The sequence below is a fragment of the Nocardia sp. N2S4-5 genome, from assembly GCF_044628355.1.
GTDB classification, from domain to species: Bacteria; Actinomycetota; Actinomycetes; order Mycobacteriales; family Mycobacteriaceae; genus Nocardia; species Nocardia wallacei_B.
Window position 1 is genome coordinate 6,917,923 of the sequence record NZ_JBIUPM010000001.1, and the last position, 21,806, is coordinate 6,939,728.

Genomic DNA, 21,806 nt, shown 5'->3' on the forward strand with positions numbered 1-21,806 from the left:
CGAGGGGAGAAGGAGCCGAGGGGAGAAGGAGAGGACGCCCTGACAGTAGTTCGAACGGATACGCAGGAATGCCTTGCCGACGTGCTCACGGCGCGGTGTTCCGTCAGTCGTCGTAGGGGTGGTGATTGCGCCACTCGGCTCCGTTCCACAGCAGCACTCGACGCGAAAACGGCGGTGCGAGCCACAGATGTGTGATCGCTTGCGGTAGCGGCGGTGCGTCGGGCGGAAGCGTCTCGCTGGCCATCAATCCGTCGATGACCGAGAACGGAAGCGCGCTCAGATGCATCGGTATGAAAAGGTGCCGTTCGTCAGCCTCCGCGCGCATCAGTTTCTCGAGATGACGCGGCATGTGGTGTTGCGCGAATGCTTTTTCGAGAGCTGGCCGTAGACCAGTCAGCGAGCGGTCGACAATTCCGACACGAGCAGGAGGTCCCAGCATGGCCGAACGCGTCTCTCCGCCGCCCACCGCTGGCGCCGAGTCATGTCCCGTCATCTTCGACGTCGATTCTTCGACGAGCCAGCGTATGTCGGGGTCGGCCATCTGGTCCCGCCAGGGCAGGTCCTCCGGCCGCTGCACACCGGCAGCTTCGCATGCCAAGATGATTCGTTGGTACGAATCACGAAGGCGTAGAATATCCGCGGGTGCGCCAATTCGTATGCTCCACAGCCACTTTCCAGGAAGCGGCCAACTATGGTTTTCCCTTCTCATCAGCGAGTCGGTTTGGAGCGCTCCCTCAGCCGCAAGCACTGTGACCTCGAACGCGGCGCGTCGACCGTCCGCGAGCGTGAGCATGGCATCGACAACGCCGCTGCGACCGGCGATGTCCCAGGGCTCGGCGACCGCGCTTAACACGCGCTCGGCAATCAGGCATGCGGCCTTTTCCTGCTCCGTAAGGCCCTTGAGTCGGTCCATGGACTCCACCACACCACAACCCGTGCCCCGTACTCATAACAACAGTTAGATGAGCCACCGTACGCCGCAGGAACCGGGCGGCGAACGGCCGGTCCGGGTGACCGCGCCAGCCTCGCTAACGGAACGGAACACCGTTGATCGCGTTGTGGACAGCGGGGCGGGACCGGCGCCCCATCGCGATTGGGCTGTCGCAGGTTCGTGCCCTGGGCAGGGCGCTATAAGGATGGGACCGTCGCTGAACAGCGGTTCGCCTGGGGAACATTGACGGTTGAAAGGCGATTCGGCTATCCGAAGTCGGATCGAACATGTTGAAGACGGTTGCCGACGCGTTCGGCCGCCGGTTCTGACTCAACCGCACGCCCACGGCTCCGACAAACGGTCGTGGCGATGGCGAGGCGGGCCCAGCTTCGAAACCCGGTGGCGACCAGTGTCCGTAGGACAGATGATGGCACGGTGCAGTTCTCCCGTCGAGTTCCCTACCGAGAGTTCGCTCAGCAGGTCCGACGTTTTCATCGAGACCGACTGTTGGACAGGGTCGCTCAGGCCAGCGCGAAGATTCAGGCCGATTGGGTGCAAACACGCCGCACCCGCGAGGACTCGCCGATTCGACAGTTCACCCTCGCCGCGATCGCGCGTACGGCCCTCGCTGAGTCCATGACCTATCGCGCAGACCGGCCGGTCACCGACAAGCAACTGTTCGCGTTGTGTGCCTTGGCGATCGAAGTCGATCACCCCGACCTTCCCGATCACGGCATCACTGAGGAGCCGGTGATGCGTCGGCTGCTGGCGCGCATCAACTACCAGCAGTTTCTCAACGGTCACGCTGAGCTTCGAGGACATCACGCGCACCCTGGCGCTGTTCGTCGACCACGACCCGGCGCTGACCGGCATGCCGACAGCTGCCGCATGGGAGTCCGCCCTGGGGATGCCGTTGCCCAACTATCTCGCCCTGGTGTTCGCGGTCTTCGTCCGCACCGGCATGACCGGCGGCCGTTTCACCGATGCGGATCTCGTCGAACACGCCGCCTTGCGGGCGCTCGGCGGTGCCGACGCCGCCACCGCGCGCACGGTTCTCGACGCCCATCTCAGTGACGACGTCACATCGCTCGCGGCCGCGGCCGCAGCCGCCGAGGCGGCCCCTCAGGCGGCCCGTCACAAACTGTGGTTGTCGAACCCGTTGCTGGCCCGTCCGCTGATCCGCCGGGCCGACGGCTATCTGGCACCGATCAACCCGTACGTGATCGACAAGGTCACCCCGCTGGGCATCTACTTCACCGGTCTCGACCACTTCGGCGACGACTTCCCCAACCTGGTCGGCACCTCCTTCGAGAAGCTGGTCGGCCGTCACCTTCGTCTGCTCGAAGCCGTTGGCGCACAGGTGTATCCGGAGATCCGCTACGGCCGGGACAGTAAGCTGACCTGCGACTACATCGTCGTACTGCCCGAGTTCGTCCTGCTCGTAGAGGTCAAGGGCATGCGGTCCATCGAATCGGCCCGCCTCGGCCACGAAGACGGACTGCGAGTTCTGGCTGACCGCGTACAGAAAGCACGCCGCCAGATCGCGACAACCGCCTCTCTTATCACCGAACGGGTCAGCGAACTCGACCATATCCCCGACGACCGCCCGGTGCGCGGGCTCGTGGTGACCCTGGAGCCGATCCATCTGATCGACAGTGTCTTCTACGCTGACCTGCTCGAACCAATCCCCGTGCCGACCGCCACGACCAGCGCACACGACTTCGAGCAAATATTGGCGACACTACTTCCCTTACCCGACGCGACTGCGCGGATGCTCGACGCCCTCACGGCAAAACCCTCCGCCCCTCCCGTACTCGCCCGAGCCGTCGAAGGCCTACCCTGCGAACGCAACCCGATCTCCACGCAACTTTGGGATGACTGGTCGGATCTGCTGCCTATCGCCCTTCCGTAGGTATCGTTGCCGCCCAAGACCACGCGGTGCACGCGGTCGTCTAGTCTGTCTCCGATCAGCTGGTGGACCTTGTAGAGGAGACGCAAGGTGAAGGGGCAGCGGCATTCCCGTGTAGAGGAGGGTAGTGTGCAGCTGCCCGAAGAGCGGCAGTTCAAGTGCGTCCTCATCGGAGTGTGTGTTGCCGTCGTCCTGTTCGCCCTCGCCTTCGTCGTGCTGACTGTGGTCAAGTCCTTACGAAGCCCGCGAGACATCACCTCGAACTGGTTCTCGGCCTGGGGGACTTGGGCGGGCGGACTGGGTACGGCAGCGGCCTTCTTGATCGCCGCATTCAGCATCTCGGTCGCCAGCGCGCACTCCCGGTTCGACCGCCGACAGGCGGCGGAGATCCGGGAGGACAACGACATGGCGCAGGCCCGGCTTCTGATCATCTACAAGGTGGAGGACGAGCACTCGATCTCGTCGTTGGCTACCTATCGGATCGAGAATCGAAGCAAAGACTTGTTCTTCGATGTCAGTGTTCCGTACGTCGATTCACCCTATGGATCGGACGAAGGCGTCGAGCGCAGGACAGCTGATCTGGTCGCTCGGGACAACCGGCTCCACGAATTCATCCCAACCGCTGAACAGCTCACCCCGTACCGCGATCAGACCGATCATGAATCATGGTTCACCCTCGTGACCGTCCACACCAGTGACGTGAGCGGCATCAAGTTCGCTGTCGAATACACCGATGCCGGCGGGCGGCGGTGGCACCAGGGACTCGGCGGAGAGATTAAGCGAGTCCACACCACCGAAGCCGTCCCCATTCGGCCACCCGACAGATTCCAGCCCCGTCAGCAAATCGGACGGCTGTCGAACGTGGAAGCCTGGCGCATGGGAGGTCCGTTCACCAAGAATCTTGAGCCGCTGCAAACCGACGCGGAGTTCCTGGAAGTCATCGCAGTGGCGAATGTTGCGCGCTGGCAGCGCATCGTGAGGTTCACCCCGGGGAGTGGACACCGAGTTAGCGGGATGGTTGTTCCCGCTGGTTAGGATGTCTGTGTGCCTCCTCGTAAGCGTCGGTCGTTCACGGCCGAGTACAAGGTCGAGGCTGCGCATCGTGTGATCGATTCGGGTCGCACGGTCGCTGAAGTTGCCCGGGAGCTGGGTATTCACGAGAGTCTGCTGGGGACGTGGGTCAAAGATGAGCGGCGCAGGATCGCCGCGGCCGAGATCCACGGGGAAAAGCCCTTGGATGCTGCGGAGCGGGCCGAGTTGCAGCGGCTGCGGAGGCAGGTCGCTGAACAGGACAAAGACATTGCGTTCCTGAAAAAAGCGTCGGCGTACTTTGCCGCGATGCAGACGAACCGGCCCGGTTCGATCTGATGGCCGAGTACGCCGGCCCCGACACTGCGACCGGCGTTGCTGGTGCCGATCTGGCTGCAGGGCACCGGTTTTCGGTTCGCCGCATGGCGCGACTGTTGCGGGTATCAACCTCGGGCTATTACGCGTATGTGAATCGCAGGGCGGCAACGGTTCTCACCGACCGGCAGCAGCGGCGGGCGGATCTGGAGACGAAGATCGCCGCGGTTCATCGCGAATCGCACGGCACATACGGATCACCGCGGATCACCGGTGAGTTACGCGATCGGGGCGAGCGGGTCTCCGCCAAGACCGTCGCCAAGATCATGGCGCAGGCCGGGCTCGAGGGGATCAGTCCTCGAACGTTCAAAGTGCGCACCACCGTGACCGATCCGGCGGCCGCGTTCCCTCCGGATCTGGTGGCCCGCCGCTTCGATCAGGGTCGTCCCGACGCCGTCTGGACGACCGATATCACCTACCTGACCTGTGGTCAGGGGGATCTGTTCCTCTGCGCGATCCGCGACGGCCACACCCGCAAAGTGCTCGGCTACAGTCTGGCCGATCATATCGGCGCCGGCATGGTCACCACAGCGATCGATGCCGCGGTCGAGATACGCGGAGGCCGGGTCCAGGGCACGATCCTGCATTCGGATCGCGGTGGGGAGTTCACCGCGCATTCGACCGCGCGAGCCTGCTGGCGCCACGGGTTGCTCCGGTCGATGGGAGCGACCGGAATCTGCTGGGACAACAGCCCTTCAGAATCGCTGTGGTCAAGTTTCAAACACGAGCACTACTACCGGCACACCTACGCGACGAAGGCCGAACTCGTTGTCTCGGTTGACAAGTGGATGAACTACTACAACACTATCCGGCGGCACTCCGCGATCGGGAACCAAAGCCCCGACGACTACGAGCGTTCACTTCGAACCACTGCCGCCTGAATCTGCAAGCCCCCTGTCCACCATTCGGGGTGAACCTCATCGAGCGTATCGAGGACATCGTGGTGGAGCCCTGGAATGACAATGAACAAACCGGAAATTTTAAAGTCTCAGTGACATTTAGCCCAATGGCCCCGCCCTTCTGGGGTGACCACTTCCGCGGCAAACTGGCCGAGTCTGGCTTGCATTATGCCGGTGGAGGTGGAGGTGGAGAAACTCAGACTGATAACTTCCGTTGTCCCCCAGAGGTCGACACGGAGAGCCTAAGCGATCTCGTCGATGCCGCGATTCAATGCGCCAACGATCGCTTCGAGGAGAACGAACTTGCGGCGGCGCGCAGGGCGTTGGACGCGCGCCGCAACCGTGCGAGGCGATCCACCTGAGCTACCGGTGTCATTTTACCTCCACATAATCGGCCATACCGCGATCGCCAGCGTCGAGCGCTCCGTCTGCGTCCGTCCACAGGACTCACAGTTGGCATGCTGGCCTGGCTTTGCTCATCGGCAGAACAATGAGCCTGTTCCAGATGCATACGGATCACATGCGCCAGTGTGGACGCGTCGGTGATCCCCAGTGACTGCCGGCCAGGGGAGCGCCCCGGTTGCTTGTTTAACCATGTATCCAGTCTGAACTCGTTGGGCAGGCTGTAGAAGGCCAGCACGTGCCCGAACTGGTGGATGACTGCTCGCGCGGCCCTAAAACTGTTGCGCGTAGCGTAGAATGCAGCCCGTCCGCTACGATTGCCTGAACTAAAAATTAGCGAGGGAAAGTTTCGGCCAACCAGTGACGTAGCAGCGCGATTACAAGGCCAACCCGATCCCGAGGTGCTCCGCCAAAGCCTCCACCAAGCCGTCACCGTCGATCAGTCGAATTTGCTCGTGGCGGACAGAGGATTCGCGAGCGGAGGCAGTGAACCGTCCTGTTGTCACGAGGATACCTTCAGTTGCTCCACTGCGCGCCACGCGATTTGCGAGTGAGTGGACCACATCCGTCCCTAGCGGGCTTCTTGCATGCTTGACCCGAACGAGGCAGGCTCTGTGCTCTGCTGAGTCATCAGTCATAACGAAGTCTTCGCCCGCGTCACGTGAGCTTACGGAGGTCGAGCCCAATCCCATCTTCGTGAACAAGGCCAGAGTCATTGTCTCGAGGTCGGCGGGAGTAATTTTCCGCATGTTCGGAGGGTTGCAATGCAGGAGAGGATACCGGCCCAGGGCTTCGTCGATCGAATAACCTGCGGAGATATTGCGGACCCAATCGTATTCGGGAATGTAGTGTGAGGAGTACCGTAAGTCGAGTCCCGTATCTCCCCACCATATCCTATGTCTGGATTCGTGGCTGTCGGCCTCGACACCGTCCAACTCCTTGGTGAAGCCGCTCTTATGCAGCAGGAGTTTCGCCTTCGATTCGGTGGCGCCGCAGCACCATTCGATGACAATATCCCTGGGCCAGTGCGACCACGTGTTAGCGAGTCCGTGCGTCGTTGCTATTTGTCGGAGTATTCCGGGTCTTCTCAGCAATCGACTGAGGACCAGATCGCGACGCCGCGCTCCTGCGTCGTCAAATATTCTCGACCAACTGCGGAGGTAGTTTCTTTCATTGTCATCGGCAGAGTTGGGATCGATGTGCCAGATGGCGTCATAGTTATCGCCGTCGTGGCCGGATGATACGGGGCGCAAGGAGAAGTCGGAGGGCACCCGAATGATTAGCCCGGCGGTCGACAGCACGTCGGCGAGCACGAGCGATCCGTCCTCGAGACTTTGGGGACGTAGGCCCGGAACGCCTCGTAGTCCACCATAGTTGCGGTCGTTGTATGGCAAGAGCCGGTGAACAACCGCATACGCCATTGCAGGATGCGGCTTGAGCCATAGGAAGCCGTCCCGCGCAGGTTTGGCCTTCTGGATCCCCAGAAGCGCTCCGTCCAGTTGGCCATGACGGAACGCTTCGGCCAGTTCACGAGCCGCAATGGCTTCGAGTCTCCGCTGCTCTGCGGTCGACGGCTCGGGCACCGGCTGCTGACGGCTGATCAGCCCTTGATCGAACCACTTCTGGCTCTCCACGTAGCTCGCACCGGTCGCAGCGCTACACATTCTCGCTGTCTGTGCCCTGTTCGACGACTTAGTCATGCCCGCCTCCGAGCACTGCGCCCCGGCGACGGCGTGGAGGCCGAGATGGCGGGCGGCCCGGAGCCAGCACGCCGATCAGCCGGGCACTCAGGTCCGCTCGTTGCTCCGAATCGCAGTCCTCCACCAAGGACTTCGCGGTGCGCACGATCACGATTACTCGAATGGCTTTTGCCAGGGAGACAATACAAGGCACCAGGACCACGAGCGAGGTAGTTCCGAGCGCGGACATGCCAACATCCTCCGTGCTGTCCGGCTCAGCAGTCAGAGGCAGGTACATGCATCCTGCGCAACATAATCGGCTGGTCTGTGCACGTGTGGAGGGTGAGCGTCCTTGAGACTCGTTGCAGGACTTGCCGGATACCTACAACATCGAGCCGCGCCCCCGTGCCGGGCACCGCCAGACTATAGTCGATCGACGCCGATCCACACGAGAGCTCCTGCTGCTGCGGACGCGCCGGCTAGACCGATGCTCTCAGCCCAGTCGTTAGGATGTGCAAATTCGCTGCAGCTGCCGAAGCCTACAAGTGTGCCGCGGTGTCGACCGGTGCGGGAGAGCCGGGCCGGATCGGCAGGCGATCCCTACCGCGTGGCGAAAACGGTTGTGGCCGCGTCCGTTTCGTGGTTACGCGCGTTGATCTCGTCGAGGCTGCCGCTGAATATCCTTGACTCGTCGGTGAAGTCGATCAGATGCCAGCGCGCGCGGGATCGGGATTGAGGCCGCCGGCCTCCTCGAGCCGATACCCCATCCGGCCCGCCCGCGCGGCGACCGGACGCCGCGGGCCATCCGATGGACCCGCCCTCACCATTAGGCTGCGGTCCCCCCTCACCATTAGACAGCCCTCACGATTAGACAGGTTGGCGTGGGCTTACTCTCACGATGTTCAGCGCGTCGGATCTACTTGGCGCGGTGTACGTCTGGTGACCGGCGATGGAAGAGTCTCGCCCCGCATCATCCTTCCCCCGGCTCACAGTATGGCTCCCTGTAGAGGCCCGCTGCCAGGCTTCGCGGCCCTGGTCGGTCTGAAGGACGGCGGCTATACCTGGCCTGTGGTGCGATATTGGCAGGGGACGATCACAACGTTCGTCGAGTACCGCGCAGTGGCCCTAGCGGTATCGCAACTGACGGGTCACAGAATTTCGTCAGTATGGTACTGCTGCCAGATGCGATCGGCGATCTCGATCAGAGTTCCTTCGTTCTGGATTCCCCAGTGTTTAGGTCCCCGTACAGTGCTTGGTGCCTCTTTCCACCCCGCCTGCTGCCAGATATGGCGAACGAGCCCGGTGGGCGAGTATCGTTTGCCATCGACCTTCCATTGCAGGGGTTTCGTCCTATTCTTGATCCAGATCGCGCATGATCTGTCGGGGTCGGTGGCGAGCCAGTCGCCTATCGCGCGGGCTTCGGTCGGGCCGGGCAAATAGGTGAGTTCGGTCCCGAATGCGATGCCGTCAGCGTTGAGTATCAGCGAGACGACGTTGGATCGGCTGGTCGATTTCGAGGCGCTCGGTTTTTGGTAATGTTTGAGGTCGGGTGCATCGGCGCCCTCTTCGACTGCGCGAAGAGTCGCGGCGACGAGCCGCTCGCAGCGGTACTCGCTGGTGAATGTAGTGGTCACATAGCTGCCGTCGCCAAACAGCTTGTCCACCGACGGAATCAGCTGTTTCAGTGTCGAGTCCACAAGTTCGCCAACCGTATCGAGGGCAGATTCCCACTCTGGGTCGGGCTCGTCTATCCCGTCTGCATCGACGAATTGGAACACCATGTGGGCGATGAGCAGGGCGCCGCTATCGGCGATTGAAGCGGCTCGGCCAGACAACATCGGTCGGCATCGATGCAACCGGTCGCGAACTTTGCGAAAAAGCAAGACGCTGCGCCATATCTGGTATGCGTTGGGTTGCTGACCGAACAGTCTGGGGTAGATGCCGTGGGGGCCGTCCTCCCAGACCGAATCCGGGTTGCCGTTGATACGCGCTGAAAGCGCAGGATCCTGGTGGGCACATGCCAACGCGACGGCCGCCTCGTGGACCGAGCAGCCGAAGTCGGGGGGTGGAGCGGTCTCACCGCGGCGCAGCACGTAGTCCTTGTCCAGAGTCAGCCGGAAGTCCTCGCGGACTTTGGCTTGAACATCGTCGATGGCGATGAAGTCGCGACGTTCCATCCGGTTCTGGGTGTTGGTGGCCTCGGTGATCTCCTTCGCGAATCCGGCGGGGGCGTCGGAGACGGAGATGATCCGCACCGTGACGAAGGCGTCAGCGAGCGCATCCGGGTCCTGTTCGTACGCACGGTGCGCGGAGGTGACAGTCTGGGCGCCGTTCACGACGCTCGCGTTGCGCAGGGTCAAACGAACTGGTTTGCTGGGCCCGCGTTGGGCGAAGAACTCTGGATCAATCTCGTCGCACTGCACGGTGATGCCGTTGTGTCGATACCAGAAACCCTGAGGGTCATTGATGAGGCTCGTGACGAGCGTCTGGTTCACGTCGGTGAGGCCCAGCGATCGACGGACGTTTCGGTCGTAAAGTTTCTCGCTATGGTCTGCGTACCAGGTGGCCAGTTCCTGGGCGCAGACCAGGCCATCGTAAGCAAGGTAAGGCGTGTCGCGGGAGTGCCAGCCTTCGGTCATGGTGGCGGTGATATCGATCGGCTCGGGGGCCAGGTCGTCGCGCACTGCCTGGTGGAAGTCCGCCTGGTTCAATACGCAATGCCGTACGGTGCGGCCGTAACCGCCGAATTCCTGGGCAGCCTCCCGCAGAATCGTCTCGGTCTCTTGAGACAGTCGCCCTTCGCCCAGTACTGCCACGACCAGGTAGATTTTGCAGGTCGGTATGGAGAACACGGCTCGAACTCGGTCTGCAAGCAGTTGCAGGCGGGCATTGAAATGGTCGAAGTCTCGGTTGTCGAGCTTTTTGAGCCCATGTATAAGTTTGTGCGCGGCGGCAGTGTCGAATCCGGCTTGCCCCCTATCGCTCCATTTTGCTTGGATGAGCCACATCTCGGACCCCGAGGCCGAAAATCCCACGGCGTCGATGCCGAAGTCGTTGCGCCCATCGATCACCCCAGCGGCGGCTTCGTCGGATGTGCAATCAGTCAGTATCCGCGTTGCTCTTGCCGACAGCGCTCTGGACAGAAATGCGTTTTCGCGTTCGTGAGGTTGGCGGCCCTCGTAGTCGCTCATCGATATCAACGCTGAGAACTCACGCTTCAGCGCATCTCGGATGTGCTGCACCTCCAGTGGCGTCCGGCGTCCAGATTGTTGGCCGCTCAATGTCACCCCCACGCCTTCCTGACCCGTATTCGGGGCCATCTAGGTCAGACCGGTCTGCATAATCGTAGAGCAACACATTTCGATGTCCGGCTGAAACGGCGGCTATCCGCCGCGCCCGATGTTCGTGAGCACGTTTGTCCGGATCCGGGTCCGCCGCTGACACGTCCTACGGCTCGCGGCTGCCGACCCACCCGCAGAACCGGTCAGACGCGAACGGACTCGACGCGCGTTTCAGCCCTTACGATCACGATAGCTGCGGCCTAGTCGACCCGATCAGGGCGGTCGTCGATCCTCAGGCCTCTTCGTGGAGTGCCTACGTTCAGTCTGCACGTAGTAGTACTGGCCGTGTCTTCGTCAGTGAGCAGACCTTCGCTCGGCAGTGACATTGCCGCCTCGGTACCTCGCCAGGCTTGGACCATTCGACTTGCTCGGGCATGATGGCCGAATGTCGCCTGACGTCCTGACCACGGCTGAACAGAACCGCGTAGAGGCCCTCTCCGGACTCGACCCGAAGAGCCAGGATGCGCTGGGGCAGTTCTTCACTCCACGCCGGGCAGCATCGCTGATCGCGATGATGCCTTCGCTGCCGGAGAGTGGATGTATCCGGGTCCTCGATCCCGGAGCCGGCTCTGGAATGCTCACGGCTGCGCTGGTGTCGAGGGTTCTTCTAGAACGTCCGCGCCTGTCGGTAGACGTGGTCGCTGTCGAATGCGACTCGGCGGTACTGCCGTTCCTAGCGGACACCCTCGAAGTTTGCAAGCGCGCTGGCGACGGTCGAGTGAGTACTGAACTGGTGGCCGATGATTACATCGCAGCATCCGCGGGGCTGGATGCAGACGAACGGCTCACCGGATTCGATGTTGTGATACAGAACCCACCGTACGCGAAGCTGGCTGCGTCGTCCGCAGCTCGCGCCGCTGTCCGAAGTAAGGGAATCGACGCACCGAACCTGTATGCGGCGTTCCTCGCGTTGGCGACTGACGCACTCAAGCCTCGGGGACAGCTTGTAGCGATCACGCCTCGGTCATTCTGCAACGGCCCGTACTTCGGTGCATTTCGCAGCTACTTGCTTGACGAGCTTGCACTGGACCGGGTCCACGTATTCGAGTCTCGTTCAACAGTTTTCGCTGACACTGGTGTCCTACAGGAGAACGTGATCGTCTGCGGAACCAGAGACGGGCGCCGCGACCGCGTGACGTTGTCTACCAGCAACGGGCACAAGGACGACGCTGCGCACCGGGTCGTCGCGTACTCCGACGTCGTACACCCGGATGATCCGCACAGGTTCATCCGGATCGCTGCCAACGACGAGGACACCGGCGTCGCTGAGCAGATGATGGCCTGCCCTGGCACGTTGCAAACCCTTGGCATCACGGTTTCGACTGGGCGTGTCGTCGACTTCCGGTCGAAGGAATGCCTACTCATGGAACCCGACGAAACTGCAGTGCCCCTCATCTACCCGGGCAACGTCCGGGACGGAATGGTCGACTGGCCGCGTCCGATCCGAAAGCCTCAGTGGTTTTTACCGAAGACCGACAAGGATGCAAAGATGTTGGTCCCGGAGGGGTGGTATTGCGTTGTGAAGCGGTTCTCCTCGAAGGAGGAACGCCGCCGCATCGTGGCGGCAGTGTGGTCGCCCGAGAAAAGGCATGGCCCCATTGCGTTCGAGAACCATGTCAACGTATTCCACTGCGACGGTCACGGTTTGGATCGGGAGACCGCTTTCGGCTTGTCGATGTGGCTCAACTCGTCCCTTGTGGACAAGTTCTTCCGCATCTTCTCGGGGCATACCCAAGTCAACGCAACAGATCTGCGAACCTTGAGATTCCCAGATAGGGAGGCGTTGTCGTGGTTGGGTTCGGTTGCCTCGCAACAACTCTCAGCGCAGGATGAGATCGACGTGCTCGTCCAGAAGGCTCTCGATATGGTACACAGTGCTGTGTGAACAGCATCTCTGACCGAGTCGACGAGGCGAGGACCGTCCTGCGTGCGCTCGGCATGGACGATGAGCGCTCCAACGAACGATCAGCGATGACTTTGCTGGCTTTGCTACAGCTTCGGCCCTCGGATCCGTGGAATGCTGCCACTAATCCGATGCTCGGTACTCGGGCCATCATGGACTGGATACGCGACATGTACGAGCGCGACTACGCCGCCAGCTCCCGAGAGACAGTTCGACGGTATACGCTCCACCAGTTCGTACAGGCCATGTTGGTGGAAGAGAACCCCGACCGCCCGGACCGGCCGAAGAACTCGCCGAGGTGGAACTACCAAGTGAGTATCTCAGCGCTTGAGGTCATTTGGCTCTTCGGGACACCGGAATTCGAATCAGCTGTCGCGTCGTACCTCGAGCGCGTACCTAGTCTCAAGAAGCAGTATGCAGCAGCTCGAGAAATGAATCGCATACCGGTGGTTAGTCCGGACGGTAAGCAATTCTCCCTGACACCGGGCGGGCAGAACCCCCTGATCAAACAAATGACGGAGGAATTCTGTTCGCGTTACACCCCGGGTGGCGAGCTTCTATATGTTGGAGATGCTGGTGACAAGTTCGCGGTCTTTGAAAGAGATCGCTTTTATGAACTCGGCGTGACCTTAGATGAGCACGGGAAAATGCCCGATCTGGTCGTCTATCTGGAAGATGAGAACTGGCTTGTCCTTATGGAGGCTGCCAACTCGCACGGTCCAGTCGACTCGAAGCGTCACAGGGAACTAGCTGACCTCTTCGCCTTGGCGACTCCCGGGCTGGTTTATGTTTCATGCTTCCCCGATCGCAAGGAGATGCGTAAGTATCTGACTCAGATCGCGTGGGAAACCGATGTATGGTGCGCGGAGGACCCGACTCATCTAATCCACTTCAACGGATCTCGTTTTTTGGGTCCGTACGAATAGTCGGTTAAAGAAATGTCGGAGATTATCGAACCTGAAAGCGGTTCTGGCGGGGTTCTCGATTGGTGTGTACGGGTCGTGTACCGGATTGGAGTCGGCTGGTGCATCAATTTGTAGAGGGAGAGGTGCGCGACAACTTCATTGCTGAAGCGAAGCGCATCCGGGCCCAACGAGACAAGCGGTACGGAAACATATTTAAGGAAAAGGACAGCGACCTCAGATGGGTCGGAGAAATCGGAGAGCTTTGCTTCAACGGCTGGGCACGGCGGAACACAGCCCTTCCGGTTGAATGGCTGGTGGAAGATGTCGCTGGCAACGCAGACTTCATAATCGGCAACATATCGATTGGTATGAAAACGGTGAAGCGAAAGGTCGCGCCCCGCGAGGACTACACCGCCCAAATCACTGCCAAACATGCCGAAGAGCCGGTCGAACACTTCTTTTTCGCATCGTACGAGTATCCAAGGAAACGACTTTGGCTCCTTGGGGGCATCGCGAAGGAAGAATTCCTACGCGATGCGAGATATCATCCGGCGGGGGATATGGTACACGAAAACTACACTATTCGTCCAGGCCATGAAATATTCAACATCGAAATTAGCAAGCTAACCCCACCCTTGAAATGGATAACGTCCCTCGGGCAGTAAAGGCACCTCCTTACTCTGAGAGCATTGCGACTACGTCCAAACTGGTTTGCCAATCACATCGGTCTGATGGCCGCGACCAGTCCGTCATCCGCAGAATTTCGCGCAAGGGACAGCCGATGATCGAGGAGTCTCTGACCCGGGCATGCTTGGATGCCTTTGACCCCCCTACGGTGTGTCAGTTCGACCTGCTGGCCTCTTCGTACTGGGGGCCGGACATGGTGCGCCTTTCCGCATCTGTCCCGATCGAGCAAGGGATTGGCGAGGATCCTGCATCGAGTTGGATCGAACTCGATATTTCGCTGCCTACCAATGGTTCTGGTCGCGTGGTTCGGCATACGGAGCGCCTGTTCATAGCCTCGGCCGACGAGGTGTCGAACGAAGATCGTCCACAGGGATATGCGACCCAGTGCTGGGTTCCGGCCGTACGGCCTGTCCCTGACGAATGACTCGGTCAAACCGTGGAAGTCATACTTACAGCGGAGTCCCGGGCTGTTCGTGCCAGTGGCGGTGGAGTACACGCCTGTCGTGGAATTCCCGGCCGCGAGCGGTCAGCTGACCGATCCCCGCAGCCACTGCGGGGACCCAGCCGACGCTGACCATCCTCCTGCTGGAGCCGAGGGAGCCTGGTCCCGCCCCCGGCACTGCCGTGCTGCCCTGCCGAGACACCACCAAACCGGCAGCGCCCGGACAAGCCGTCAACGACCCTGCGCCGAGGCGATACCCCAGGATCACGACGTGGTCGGGTCAGAGCATCTTTGGGAGAGTGCGCGGTGCGGGTCGGTATGGACATCGATGGTGTTATCGGGCCGAGAGTCGTTGGGCTCTTTGCCTTTCGACGCGCGCCGGTGATCGAGACCACGATCACGGCCCGTGCGAGGAAGGCGATGCCGAAATTCCCGCAGCGCTCGGAGTGCCGACGAGCGGATGGTTCGTCTTCGTTCTGTTCAGCGTTTGAGCATGCGTCGCCCGGCTTCGGTGTGGGTGTCGCCGGCGGCTGGGGGGAGGTTGGAGAGTTTGGTGAGGGCGTCGTCGGGGAGGTGGAGGCTGTCGGCGGCGGTATTTTCCTCGACGCGGGTTACGCGCTTGGTGCCGGGGATGGGGGCGATGTCGTCGCCTTGGGCGAGTAGCCAGGCGATGGCGACTTGTGCGGGTGTGGCGCCGACGTCGGCGGCGATGGCTTGGACTTCGTCGGCGAGGGTGAGGTTGCGCCGGAAGTTGTCGCCGGTGAAGCGGGGGTTGCCGCGGCGGAAGTCGCCTTCTTCGAAGTCGTTCTCGTTGCGGACGGTGCCGGTCAGGAAGCCGTGGCCGAGGGGGGAGAACGGAACCAGGCCGATGCCTAGTTCGCGCAGGACGGGCATGACGCGGTCTTCGATTCCGCGGGTCCACAGTGAGTACTCCGACTGCACGGCGGTGATGGGGTGAACGGCGTGGGCGCGGCGGATGGTGTCGGGTCCGGCTTCGGACAGGCCGATGTGGCGGATCTTGCCTGCGGTGACGAGTTCGGCCAGGGCGCCGACGGTGTCCTCGATGGGGGTGTTCGGGTCGACGCGGTGCTGGTAGTACAGGTCGATGTGGTCGGTGCGGAGTCGCTTCAGGGATCCTTCGAGGGCGGTGCGGATGTTGGCTGGACTGGAGTCGAGGGTCCAAGGCCCGGCTCCGGAGTGGGAGACGAGGCCGAATTTGGTGGCCAGGACTACCTGGTCGCGGCGTCCCTGGAGGGCTTGGCCGAGGAGTTCCTCGTTGATGTAGGGGCCGTAGATCTCGGCGGTGTCGATGAGGGTGACGCCGAGGTCGATGGCGCGGTGCACCGTGCGAATGGATTCCGCGTCGTCGGTGCCGGCGCCGGTCAGGCCGTGGGACATGCCCATCGCGCCCAGTCCGATCCGGGCGACGTCGAGCGTGCCGAGTTCGATGTGTTTCATTAGCCGGGTTCCTCCTGGCAGATAGGGGTTTTCGGCGGGGCCTGGCCCGGTCGGCGGGTCAGCCGAGTTGGTCGGCGGGGCGGAGCAGGATTTCGTTGATGGCGAGGTGGCGGGGGCGGGTGAGGGTGAATGCGATGACCTCGGCGATGTCTTCGGGTGTGACGGTGGCGGCGTCGTAGCCCTTCTGCACGGCCTCGCGCGTTTCTTCGTGGGTGATGTGGGTCGGTAGTTCGGTGTCGACGACGCCGGGCTCGATGAGGGTGACCCGGATGGCGGGGAGCAGTTCTTGGCGCAGGGATTCCGACCAGCCGTTCATGCCCCATTTGGTGGCGGCGTAGCCGCCGTTTCCGGCGTGGGCGGTGCGTCCGGCGACCGAGGAAGGTTGACGATGTCGCCGCCGGTTTTCAGTTGCTCGAGGAAGACCTCGGTGGTGGTGATTGCGCCGAGCAGGTTGACTTCGATCATGGTGCGATAGTCCTCGTGCCGGTGGCGGAGAACGGGCCCAGGAGCATGACCCCCGCATTGTTGATCAGAAACGTCGGCGCCGCCGAGCTCTCACGTCTGTTCGTGAAGATTCTCGAGGGGCCGAGCGCAGTTGACGACCTCATTCGCTATCTCAATAGCCTCGCTGGCCTGGTCAAGCGGAGGTTCCTCACCCGCATGCGCAGCACGGTTGCGAACCTGTGCTAGCTTCTCCTCTATCTTGTTCCGGGACGCTGTCGAGCCTCCGAACCTGCGAACTAGTTTGGCGACGTCGGAGATCCCGTTACAGCGCAACAGGAGTTCATCTCTCACTGACGCGCCGGTATCAGCGAGAAGCTTGTGTACCTGATTGGCGAGTGCAATCTCCGCAGCAGTACATCCATCGATCACGGCCCGTCGTGTTTGACGAGTCTCCAACCAAGAGCGTGCGTCGCGTAGATATTGCCATTCAGGCGGCAACATTGCGCCGGTCCCGGCGAGATGGAAGCATCGAGCCAAGATGTCCGAGGACGGCACCTCGATCAACTCTGGCAGTGAGATGGTCGCTTTGATGGTCCAATTCACTGGTCGGACAACGCCATCGGCATGACGAGTGTAGGCGAGGTAGCGATGGCCAAGGACAAGGGCAGACCGGCGTCCGTGCCCGAGGAGATTCAGCTCGGTGTAGGTGTCTATCCACATCGACATTCGCGCCCACCAATCAGCCAGATCGTTGTCGATCCCCTCACAAACACTCGACACATCATCGTCAGATCCGATGGTAGTGAACCTGTAATACAGTGACGCGATTAAAGCGCTTAGCGGGGTACCTCCGCGCGCTGCGGTAACTTCCCCCCAGTGGGCTGGCTCTCCAGCATTGTCAGGCCGAGGATATTCATAGTGGTACTCAGGGCTCTCGAGGGCCGGAAGTGAGCTACTCAGGTCGGCCGGTAGTCGAGGCACGGTGATCATTAGTGGCTGGCCGCCAATCACAGTCGGGTAAGACTGGCCAAGGCAATCTGCCGACATCACAAGACCATCCGGACAGTCGAAGAACCGCCCTTCGACAACTCGCATGGCGTTGTCCACTTGAGCACTGTCGGATGGAGATCCGGCAGCGACGTGCTCTTTCACATCAGTCATGATGTCAGATCGCGTCGCGGTCAGAAGCCTTCCGGTCGAATCGTGGTTTGCCGTGCGGGCACAGCACGACATCTGCTCGCGGCCGAGCGCCTGCATGAAGGTCACCATTGCGGCGCTGTTGGCGTATAGCGCGTTCCCGCGCACTGTACAGGTGGGGAGGCTGAGTTGATCGGCTACGACGTTTCTGCCGGCGGCCGTCCCGGTGTGGGGTGTGCCCTTGTCTCAGCGAGGGGTGCTGCAGAGAACGTTTCAACTTCACATAGCTGTCTGCGGCCACCTCTTCGGCGACTCGGCCAGCCCCGCTGCTCGTCCTGACGACACCGCCGCGGCCATAACCATTCGATTCTATCCGAGACCCCCCGGTTCCAGTCAAACAGCCCGGCCCGAACCGAATGAGAACGTCTGCGGCGACTTGTTCCGACAGGCCAGGCATCATCGAGGATCACCTCGACAAAGCGGTTCTCGCTAGACCGGCGGTTCTCTCCACGAGTTTTCTATCCACCACAGTTCAGGACGTTTGCCCCGATTTACGAGGACGAACGGCTTTCCATCGTTGTCGATCCTCACCTGGCGGTGTTTGTCGCCGACGATAAGGTCTAAGGTCGCCGTCCATTCGTAGGCTTCGACGTCGCTCTCATCGCCGTTCGCCTCCACGATAAGGTGGAATTGCGCTGACTCACCGCGGTCGAGTTGAAAGGCGAACGGTTGAACAATTTTTCCCCCAGGAACCTTCGACAGCACGCTGGTTGCCCACGTCGACAACGTGACTTCCATTCGCTTGAACTCCATTGACGCGCCGCCGACCGGCCGGACGAGCACGAAACCGTCTGGCAGGTTGCGCTTCTTAGCCGCTACCCGAAGCGCGCTTACAACGATGTCGCGATCCTCCCAAGCAGTGATCGTGACCAGGAGATCCATATTGTGAGCCGCGTACCCGTCGAGTTGCGCTGCCCACTGTGGCATCTCGGTCGCCTTCTCCGCAGGCGCGGGTGGCACCGCCTCGCGCCGTCGAGCAACGAACTGCGGAAACGAAACCCAATCGGGCGTGTTCGCATAGATGATTTGCGGATCTTGCTCGATGTAATACTGGACGTCCGACTTTTGGCGAACCCGTCGCCAGAATCTCGGCCATCGGAGCCCGCCAATCGCACCCAGGATAAACGTGACGATCGGCGGCCATGCTTTTAGGAGAAGGTCGAGAAATGTACTCACCTAGCCCTCGATGCTGGGATGTGTGAACTGATGGTCGACCTTGTCGGCTGTAACCAGCGGCGGCAGCCCCATCCCGCCGGGCTCGCGGTAGTAGAGGTCAGAGTCGACGTTTTCGGCGAGTAGGTAGTTGGGTAGCTTTTCGAGCACCGAAAGCTGCTCCGGCTCCATGTAGTCGGCGTGACCAAGCACCTCCACCCGGACCATCCCGAGGCGCGCTCGCTCCTCACCTGTCACCTGGACCTCCGCATGCGTGATCTCTCGGGGCACACACCTTGGCACCCTCCACGGTCAAGCCCGCCCGCAGCAAGTCGGTCTCGGTTCTGATCGTGGCGGTCAGCGTGATGTCGACATAGTGTGACGACAGCACGTCGTAGGGCACCTCCAGGTCGGACGAGATCGGTGCCATCACCAGACAACACATGCGTGCATCGTACTGGGACGCGGGGACACGTCCGCCTCACAACGCCTCCAATCCGGACTGGCGCAGTTTGCAGAACACGCACTCTCGGGGCGATGACTCAGCGGCAGGAAGAGCCGGGTAGCAGGAGCATCGTAGGACATCAACTGAGTTTTGGAGCCTCGATCGCGGTCTCGCGGTGCGCTGGGTCGAGCCGAGCCTTCGTCTCAGGCCCTGCAGAAGATGCCGTGTTGGCTGAGTTGGCTGACCATGTTTGCGCTGCGTCGAGATTGTGCTTCTGGTTCGGGGAAGTCGACGGGCAGCATGGCGAGACGTTCGATGAACTTCTCGATGCGGAGGTTTTCGGTGTCGCTTCGTGTTGGTGCGAGCGGCATTTCGTATCTGCCTTGCCAGAGGTTGAGGACGGCGTCGTCGTTGTGCCATCGGATGTCTGTGAGTGTCTCGCGTTGCAGTGCTTGTGCTGTGTGGCTGTCCATGCCGATGTGACGCCAGGAGGTGTCGGGTCGGTCGGGGTTGCCGACGTGCAGTCGGAATCGTTGGGCGTCTTGCCAGACGGGCATAGTTTCGTCGGTGAGGGAGAAGACGTAGAGGGAGAATCGGCCGGTGTACTCGGTGACGAGGTACTGGCGGGTGTCGTGGAAGTGCTCGGGCGTTTCACCCGGATAACCGACCATGAACGATGCCCGATGTTCGATGCCACTGCGGGCGAGCAGTTGGTGCGCGGTGCGGTTGGCGGCGGCGGTGACGTTTTTGTTCATGTAGCCGAGGACGGTGTCGGACATGGACTCGAATCCGATGGCCAGTGCCGCGCAGTGGCTGTCTTCGAGTGCGTGGACGGTGGCGTGGTCGCGTATCGCGTTCGCCCGCGTGTATCCCTCCCAGCGGACACCCGTTGTGGCCAGTAGCGGAAGCAGTTGGCGCAGTCTGCGTGGTGGGATGGTGAAGGTGCTGTCGAGCGCCTTGATGTATTGGGTGCCGTTGTCGTGACGGTAGCGGGCGAAGTCGGCGGCGATTTTGGTTGCGGATTTGTATCGCCATCGGGGTGAGGCGGCGGGGAAGGAGCAGAACCGGCAGGCGAAGGGGCAGCCGCGCATGGACTCGTAGGGCACGACGGCCGCGGGCCCGTTCACGGTGGGTGAGGGCATGGCGTCGAGGTCGATGTAGCTGAGGTCGGTGTTGTGGATCGTGCCGGTGTCGTGGTCGCGCCAGGACAGGTTGGGGACCTCGGCGACGTTGCCCCGCCCTTGTATTGCGTTGATCAGCTGCGGGAGGGCGATTTCGGCGTCGCCGCGAATGATGAAGTCCACCATGGTGTTCCGGGCCAGGATGTGGCGGTGTTTGAGGTTGCTGTATTGGCCTCCGAGGATCAGTGTGGCGGTGGGGTACCGCTGTCGGATCCAGTCGATGGCGCGGGTGAGACTGCCGGTTTCCCAGATGAAGGTGGTGGACAGCAGGACCAGGTCGAACTCGCCTGGGGGCGTGCGTCCTTCACCGGCCCAGATCGCTTCGGCGTCGTGGGTCACGAGATCGATGTCCGCGTCTGCGAGGATCGCCTGCAGGGTCAGCGTGGTCAGGTGCGGGAATGTGCGTGTGCGAGGCCCCGGCGGCACTGCCACCGGCGCGCGCGACGGCGCGGTGGGATGGTAAGGCCGCAGCAGCGGGTAGGTGTGCTTTGGATCGTGCACCGACAATCGTGAGAGCGTTCCTGCGAGTCGTCCTGCCGCCGTGCGGGTATCCGGTTCGGTGGTGAACGCGGACCCGGCCAGTAGGTCCTGATGTTTGATGGTTGGTCCGAGGCCGGATATCAGCAGCACCCGCATGGCTCTGTCCTGTCCCACTGGCTGGCCCGGGTCTGGTCGACCCTCTCGTGGCCGCGGTCGATCGTGGTTGTGAGTCGGGTGAGGCGTTCGCGAACAGCGTTGGTGCCGAGGGGGTCTCGGGGGATCCGTGCACCGTTGGCGTGGCGGGGTTGTTCGGTGTAGATGTCGGATCCTGCGCGCACGGTTGTCCCCATGACGACGAGGGTGGCGGCGGGCTGGTCTCCGATCGGGGTGATGCGGTGCAGTGCTTGGTGGTCGAGGGTGTAGCAGGTGCCGGTGGTGAGGGTGGCGTCGAAGCCCGGGCGCAGTCGCACGGTCTCGACGTCCTGGTCGGTATATGCACCGTCGGAGCCGAAGCGATAGGCGTATTTGAAGAATCGCTGCGCGCTGGCGTCGTCGGTTGGTGTGTAGGTGGTGAACCGTAGTGCGCCGGTGATGACGCGGGAGGCGAAGTTCCAGGCGTGGTTGTGGATGTCTTCGGTGCCGTCTCGGCGTTCGGGCCACCAGATGTGCAGGCGCACACGGTAGTCGGGAAGGGTCGCTGCTGTGGGTAGGGGGCCGGTGAGGTGGAGCATGTCGAATCCGTTGGGGTGCTCCACCGCGTTCTCGCCGAGCCGCGCGGCGAAATCGTCGTCGGCGAGCGCTCGTTCGCACAGGGTCCTCACCCAGTCTTGTGCGTCGAGGGGGTCGAGCCATTGCCGGATCGCCGCGAGCTGGGCGGGCGGATCAGCGCGTTGATCACTCCACGCTTTGACGGTGCCGTCGGGGATCAGACTGGTGATCACGCGCTC

The 21,806-nt window shown here is 61.8% G+C and carries 20 protein-coding genes; 9 read left to right on the forward strand and 11 right to left on the reverse strand.

Annotation, left to right across the window (positions count from 1 at the left end; all coding sequences use genetic code 11):
- Window positions 1–103 precede the first annotated feature (103 nt).
- Both ACFMRZ_RS32030 and ACFMRZ_RS32035 read right to left on the reverse strand, forming a co-directional pair.
- Window positions 104–913, reverse strand: a complete 810-nt coding sequence (locus tag ACFMRZ_RS32030) for a hypothetical protein (RefSeq protein WP_400181957.1) — start codon at window positions 911–913, stop codon at window positions 104–106.
- A 348-nt stretch (window positions 914–1,261) separates the two neighbouring features.
- Window positions 1,262–1,753: a hypothetical protein gene (locus tag ACFMRZ_RS32035; protein WP_400181958.1), complete on the reverse strand. Its 492-nt coding sequence runs from the start codon at window positions 1,751–1,753 to the stop codon at window positions 1,262–1,264.
- Between the two features lie 85 nt (window positions 1,754–1,838).
- On the opposite strand from ACFMRZ_RS32035, the gene ACFMRZ_RS32040 reads away from it, so the two are divergent.
- From ACFMRZ_RS32040 to ACFMRZ_RS32060, 5 genes are all read left to right on the forward strand, one after another.
- Window positions 1,839–2,843 carry a nuclease-related domain-containing protein gene (locus ACFMRZ_RS32040; protein ID WP_400181959.1) on the forward strand — a complete coding sequence of 335 codons (1,005 nt, stop codon included), beginning with the start codon at window positions 1,839–1,841 and terminating at the stop codon, window positions 2,841–2,843.
- Between the two features lie 126 nt (window positions 2,844–2,969).
- Window positions 2,970–3,875 (forward strand): hypothetical protein, encoded by a 906-nt coding sequence (locus ACFMRZ_RS32045; protein ID WP_400181960.1) that lies wholly within the window; start codon window positions 2,970–2,972, stop codon window positions 3,873–3,875.
- A gap of 9 nt (window positions 3,876–3,884) precedes the next feature.
- Window positions 3,885–4,208, forward strand: a complete 324-nt coding sequence (locus ACFMRZ_RS32050; protein ID WP_036509337.1) for a transposase — start codon at window positions 3,885–3,887, stop codon at window positions 4,206–4,208.
- Window positions 4,208–5,125, forward strand: coding sequence for an IS3 family transposase (locus ACFMRZ_RS32055; protein ID WP_400181956.1), 918 nt, complete (start codon window positions 4,208–4,210; stop codon window positions 5,123–5,125). The genes ACFMRZ_RS32050 and ACFMRZ_RS32055 overlap by 1 nt, the downstream gene beginning before the upstream one ends.
- 29 nt (window positions 5,126–5,154) lie before the next feature.
- Window positions 5,155–5,505, forward strand: a complete 351-nt coding sequence (locus ACFMRZ_RS32060) for a hypothetical protein (RefSeq protein WP_400181961.1) — start codon at window positions 5,155–5,157, stop codon at window positions 5,503–5,505.
- Window positions 5,506–5,922: 417 nt separating this feature from the next.
- On the opposite strand, the gene ACFMRZ_RS32065 is transcribed toward ACFMRZ_RS32060, so the two are convergent.
- Together ACFMRZ_RS32065 and ACFMRZ_RS32070 are read right to left on the reverse strand one after the other, a co-directional pair.
- Window positions 5,923–7,179, reverse strand: coding sequence for a restriction endonuclease (locus ACFMRZ_RS32065; protein WP_400181962.1), 1,257 nt, complete (start codon window positions 7,177–7,179; stop codon window positions 5,923–5,925).
- 1,193 nt (window positions 7,180–8,372) lie between these two features.
- On the reverse strand, window positions 8,373–10,511 hold the full coding sequence (locus tag ACFMRZ_RS32070) for an AIPR family protein (RefSeq protein ID WP_400181963.1): 2,139 nt from the start codon (window positions 10,509–10,511) through the stop codon (window positions 8,373–8,375).
- Between the two features lie 439 nt (window positions 10,512–10,950).
- On the opposite strand from ACFMRZ_RS32070, the gene ACFMRZ_RS32075 reads away from it, so the two are divergent.
- The 4 genes from ACFMRZ_RS32075 to ACFMRZ_RS32090 all read left to right on the forward strand — a co-directional run bounded on the left by ACFMRZ_RS32075 (window position 10,951) and on the right by ACFMRZ_RS32090 (window position 14,484).
- On the forward strand, window positions 10,951–12,450 hold the full coding sequence (locus tag ACFMRZ_RS32075; protein WP_400181964.1) for an Eco57I restriction-modification methylase domain-containing protein: 1,500 nt from the start codon (window positions 10,951–10,953) through the stop codon (window positions 12,448–12,450).
- Entirely contained in the window at window positions 12,447–13,394 is a 948-nt protein-coding gene (locus ACFMRZ_RS32080; RefSeq protein ID WP_400181966.1) for a BsuBI/PstI family type II restriction endonuclease, read from the forward strand. Before ACFMRZ_RS32075 ends, ACFMRZ_RS32080 begins: the two co-directional genes overlap by 4 nt.
- A gap of 122 nt (window positions 13,395–13,516) precedes the next feature.
- Entirely contained in the window at window positions 13,517–14,038 is a 522-nt protein-coding gene (locus ACFMRZ_RS32085) for a hypothetical protein (protein ID WP_400181967.1), read from the forward strand.
- A 116-nt stretch (window positions 14,039–14,154) separates the two neighbouring features.
- Window positions 14,155–14,484: a hypothetical protein gene (locus ACFMRZ_RS32090; RefSeq protein ID WP_400181968.1), complete on the forward strand. Its 330-nt coding sequence runs from the start codon at window positions 14,155–14,157 to the stop codon at window positions 14,482–14,484.
- 498 nt (window positions 14,485–14,982) lie between these two features.
- Here ACFMRZ_RS32090 and ACFMRZ_RS32095 read toward each other — a convergent pair whose 3' ends face one another.
- The 7 genes from ACFMRZ_RS32095 to ACFMRZ_RS32125 all read right to left on the reverse strand — a co-directional run bounded on the left by ACFMRZ_RS32095 (window position 14,983) and on the right by ACFMRZ_RS32125 (window position 21,800).
- Window positions 14,983–15,960, reverse strand: coding sequence for an aldo/keto reductase (locus ACFMRZ_RS32095; RefSeq protein ID WP_400181969.1), 978 nt, complete (start codon window positions 15,958–15,960; stop codon window positions 14,983–14,985).
- Window positions 15,961–16,018: 58 nt separating this feature from the next.
- Entirely contained in the window at window positions 16,019–16,483 is a 465-nt protein-coding gene (locus ACFMRZ_RS32100; protein ID WP_400181970.1) for an SDR family oxidoreductase, read from the reverse strand.
- A 32-nt stretch (window positions 16,484–16,515) separates the two neighbouring features.
- On the reverse strand, window positions 16,516–17,673 hold the full coding sequence (locus ACFMRZ_RS32105) for a hypothetical protein (RefSeq protein WP_400181971.1): 1,158 nt from the start codon (window positions 17,671–17,673) through the stop codon (window positions 16,516–16,518).
- A gap of 357 nt (window positions 17,674–18,030) precedes the next feature.
- Window positions 18,031–18,777, reverse strand: coding sequence for a hypothetical protein (locus ACFMRZ_RS32110; protein WP_400181972.1), 747 nt, complete (start codon window positions 18,775–18,777; stop codon window positions 18,031–18,033).
- On the reverse strand, window positions 18,778–19,011 hold the full coding sequence (locus ACFMRZ_RS32115; RefSeq protein WP_400181973.1) for a hypothetical protein: 234 nt from the start codon (window positions 19,009–19,011) through the stop codon (window positions 18,778–18,780).
- Window positions 19,012–19,401: 390 nt separating this feature from the next.
- Window positions 19,402–21,015, reverse strand: a complete 1,614-nt coding sequence (locus ACFMRZ_RS32120; RefSeq protein WP_400181974.1) for a B12-binding domain-containing radical SAM protein — start codon at window positions 21,013–21,015, stop codon at window positions 19,402–19,404.
- Entirely contained in the window at window positions 21,000–21,800 is an 801-nt protein-coding gene (locus ACFMRZ_RS32125) for a hypothetical protein (protein ID WP_400181975.1), read from the reverse strand. The genes ACFMRZ_RS32120 and ACFMRZ_RS32125 overlap by 16 nt, the downstream gene beginning before the upstream one ends.
- Between the last annotated feature and the right edge of the window lie 6 nt (window positions 21,801–21,806).

Bases quoted from the DNA above. Each gene is read 5' to 3' on its own strand.
- ACFMRZ_RS32075 (WP_400181964.1), top strand. From the start codon at position 10,951: ATGTCGCCTGACGTCCTGACCACGGCTGAACAGAACCGCGTAGAGGCC.
- ACFMRZ_RS32035 (WP_400181958.1), bottom strand. From the start codon at position 1,753: ATGTCCTCGAAGCTCAGCGTGACCGTTGAGAAACTGCTGGTAGTTGAT.
- ACFMRZ_RS32105 (WP_400181971.1), bottom strand. From the start codon at position 17,673: ATGGTGACCTTCATGCAGGCGCTCGGCCGCGAGCAGATGTCGTGCTGT.
- ACFMRZ_RS32095 (WP_400181969.1), bottom strand. From the start codon at position 15,960: ATGAAACACATCGAACTCGGCACGCTCGACGTCGCCCGGATCGGACTG.
- ACFMRZ_RS32090 (WP_400181968.1), top strand. From the start codon at position 14,155: ATGATCGAGGAGTCTCTGACCCGGGCATGCTTGGATGCCTTTGACCCC.
- ACFMRZ_RS32040 (WP_400181959.1), top strand. From the start codon at position 1,839: ATGCCGTTGCCCAACTATCTCGCCCTGGTGTTCGCGGTCTTCGTCCGC.
- ACFMRZ_RS32030 (WP_400181957.1), bottom strand. From the start codon at position 913: ATGGACCGACTCAAGGGCCTTACGGAGCAGGAAAAGGCCGCATGCCTG.
- ACFMRZ_RS32100 (WP_400181970.1), bottom strand. From the start codon at position 16,483: ATGCGGGGGTCATGCTCCTGGGCCCGTTCTCCGCCACCGGCACGAGGA.
- ACFMRZ_RS32120 (WP_400181974.1), bottom strand. From the start codon at position 21,015: ATGCGGGTGCTGCTGATATCCGGCCTCGGACCAACCATCAAACATCAG.
- ACFMRZ_RS32055 (WP_400181956.1), top strand. From the start codon at position 4,208: ATGGCCGAGTACGCCGGCCCCGACACTGCGACCGGCGTTGCTGGTGCC.